This window comes from Prosthecobacter sp., assembly GCF_020439865.1.
Lineage (GTDB): Bacteria > Verrucomicrobiota > Verrucomicrobiia > Verrucomicrobiales > Verrucomicrobiaceae > Prosthecobacter.
This window is the reverse complement of the sequence record NZ_JAGRPF010000228.1, coordinates 1-2983: the sequence shown is the minus strand read 5'-3', so window position 1 is coordinate 2983 and position 2983 is coordinate 1. Positions and strand designations below refer to the sequence as shown.

Annotated in this window: 3 protein-coding genes; 1 reads left to right on the top strand and 2 read right to left on the bottom strand. The window is 57.2% G+C overall.

Going from position 1 to position 2983, the window contains the following annotated elements; translation table 11 throughout:
* On the bottom strand, positions 1–841 hold an 841-nt coding region (locus KDL09_RS24255), incomplete at its 3' end, for a sulfatase-like hydrolase/transferase (protein WP_294391213.1).
* A gap of 272 nt (positions 842–1113) precedes the next feature.
* Here KDL09_RS24255 and KDL09_RS24250 point away from each other — a divergent pair.
* Positions 1114–2055, top strand: coding sequence for a hypothetical protein (locus KDL09_RS24250; RefSeq protein WP_294391210.1), 942 nt, complete (start codon positions 1114–1116; stop codon positions 2053–2055).
* Positions 2056–2146: 91 nt separating this feature from the next.
* Here the strand turns inward: KDL09_RS24250 and KDL09_RS24245 are convergent.
* Positions 2147–2983: sulfatase-like hydrolase/transferase (locus KDL09_RS24245; RefSeq protein ID WP_294391207.1), on the bottom strand; the 837-nt coding region annotated here is incomplete at its 5' end.

Sequence of the window (2983 nt, the reverse complement as noted above, 5' to 3'; positions counted from 1 at the left end):
CGTTGTCGCTGGTGAGGATGAAGAGCGTGTTCTTCGTCATGCCGTTGCGCTCCAACGCCTCCGACACGGCGACGACCACGTCATCGGTCTGCATCACGAAGTCACCGTAATCGCCGAGGCCGCTGCGGCCCTGCCACTCCGGCGCGGGCACGATGGGCGTGTGCGGCGAGCCGAGCGGCAGGTAGAGGAAGAACGGCTGCTCCTGGCCCTTGCGCGAGTCGATGTACTCCACCGCCTTGCGTCGCAGACGCGGCAGCATGTGCACCACCTCGTCGTGCTCGATGACCGCGTCGTTCTCGATCACCGCCTCCATGTCGCGTGCGTGGTGAAAGCCGTGGTAGTAGTCAAAGCCACGCGTGACGGGCCCGTCCGGGATCTTCGCGCCCACCGGCGGCGTATCGAAATCCTTCGCGCTGTAAGGCTTGCCGCTTTTCGGATCGAGGTATTCGAAATTCAGATGCCACTTCCCGATCGCCGCCGTGTGATAACCCGAGCTCTTCAAGAAACCCGCCACCGTCGGCCTATCCTTCGCGATCAAACTCGGCGCGAAACCTTCCACTACGCCGCTTTGCAGCTTCGTGCGCCAGCTGTAGCGCCCCGTCATCACGCCATAGCGCGTGGGCGTGCACACCGACGAACCCGAATGCGCATCCGTGAAGATCATCCCCTGCGACGCCAGCCGGTCCGCGCCCGGCGTCGCGATCTTCCCATGCTCGGGATTCAGGCAATGAACATCGCCATAACCGAGATCATCGCAGATCAGGAAGACGATATTCGGGCGCTGCTCCGCAGCAAAGAGCGAAGAACCGCAGAGGAGAAGGATCAGCCAGAGGTGTTTCATGCCGCCGAGAACGATGGTGCGACTGGTTTCTGTCTACCTATGGTGCCGATCCACCTTGTCTGCACTCCAACCGCACCCGAGCCTGTCCTCCAGAGACTGGTTTGTTTCGATTACCTAATTCAGTCACGAATCATTCTACTCTTAAACGGTCTCCGTTTGCCCCAACCAAACGCGGTTAATCGCCAGAAAACTGTGTGCAAATCTAATTCGCCCAGAATTAATTGATGAAAAACCACGTTAGGCCAACATCAGAAACGCATACAGATCTTTACATGACACCTGCCCCGCCGCCTACATCGCCCCTTCCTGAGTGCTTCGTGATCATGCCAATTAGTGATCATGATGGTTATCCACGCGGCCATTTTCAGAGGGTCTATACTGACATTATCACGCCGGCGTGTTTGAAGGCGGGCTACAAGGCTGTTCGTGCCGACGATGTTAAGCAGTCCAACTTTATTCATTTGGACATTCTCCAGAAGCTTTTGGAATGCCCTATGGCGCTATGTGATTTGAGCTCGTCCAATCCAAATGTTCTCTTTGAGTTGGCTCTCAGACAGGCATTTGATAAGCCTGTCGCATTGATCCAAGAATCTGGCACTCGCCAGATTTTTGATATCGCCCCTCTTCGTTATACGGAATATCGGAAGGAGAGGGTCTACCACGAAGTAATTGAGGATCAGACCAAGATTGCGACAACGATCAAGGAGACTGCTGAAGCGCACAAATCGGGGAAGGGCGTGAACTCTATCGTCAAACTCCTTGCACTGTCGCAGCCAGCAAAGCTCCCTGAGGCTTCACAGGACCAAAATGCTGACCTCCAACGAATACTGTTGGCTGAAGTAGGTCAGCTCCGCGCAGAGTTTCGCTCGGCGATCAAATCGATAACATCTAACGGCTCCTCCAGCGAAGATTCAGTAAATCATGCGATGCGTCGCTATAGAGATATGCTTTCTAGCATCTTGAGCCAGCTTGAGATTCACGAATCAATGATTGGGGAAACAGCAGATGCGTGCATGAACCCGGAGTATGAAATGCTCCTCTCGGAAGCTCGGAGAATCCACCGAGAAGCAATGGTTAATGCTGGAACTAGACGTGATCGCGACTTTTTGATGGAGGTGGACCTGCGCCTTGACCATTATCAACACGCGATGATGCGCGCTTATGAACGCTCTCCAAAAAGAAACAAAGCCGAGATAAAAAAAACCGGGGCCTAACCAAGCGGATGCAGTCAACGGCTTGTATAGCACCTGTCGTGTCAGCAATGTTTCCGGTTCGCCGTTGCCTGATCAGGAAAGTTCTGCCTGATCACTCCGCCTTCTTCTTTTTGCCCTTTTTCTCCGGCTTGTCCTTGCCGGCACCGGAGTTGAGGAACTGCTGGTCGAGTTCGGCGGGGCGCGCGTCTTTGAACTGGTCGAGGGCGCCTTGCAGCTTCCCCTTCGCGGCGGCGGCGTCGCTGGCGAGGGCGGTGGCGGCGAGGTCCTGCTTTTCCATCTCGTCGGCGCTCAAGTCGTAGAACTGGCCGGTGCGGTAGAGCTTGAAGCGCTGGTCGAAGGCGTATTCACGCACGGTCATGTCCTTGCTCTGGCGCGGTGAGTACCAGATGTAGAGCCACTCGCGCGGCGTGCCGGTTTCGCCCTTGAGCTGCGGGAGAAAGCTGACGCCATCGACACCGGCGGGCGCCTCGACTCCCGTGGCGGCGCAGATGGTGGGCAGGAAGTCGGCGCAACTGACGAGGTCGGCGGAGACGCGGCCTTTTTTCATGACCGCCGGCCAGCTGGCGATGCAGGGCACGTGCGTGCCGTGCGCGTTGGTGGAGCCTTTGCCGCCTTTGTAGTCGCGGCCCTGGAAGCGGCTGGTGATGCCGCTGTTCGTGCCGTTGTCGCCGAGGAAGAGGAGGAGCGTGTTGTCGCGGAGGCCGAGCTCGTCGAGCTTCGACACGATGCGGCCGACCATCTTGTCCATGTAGGCGGTCATGTCGGCGAAGTGCTTCGGATTCTGCAGCTTCTGCTCGCTGCTGATCGTCGGATCGTAGTTCGCGCTGTCCGGCGTGGGCTGGAAGGGATTGTGCGTGAGGATCATCGGATAGTAGAGGAAGAAGGGCTTCTCCTTGTGCTTCTCGATGAAGCCGAGCGCGAAGTCGTT

Bases quoted from the DNA above. Each gene is read 5' to 3' on its own strand.
- KDL09_RS24250 (WP_294391210.1), top strand. From the start codon at position 1,114: ATGACACCTGCCCCGCCGCCTACATCGCCCCTTCCTGAGTGCTTCGTG.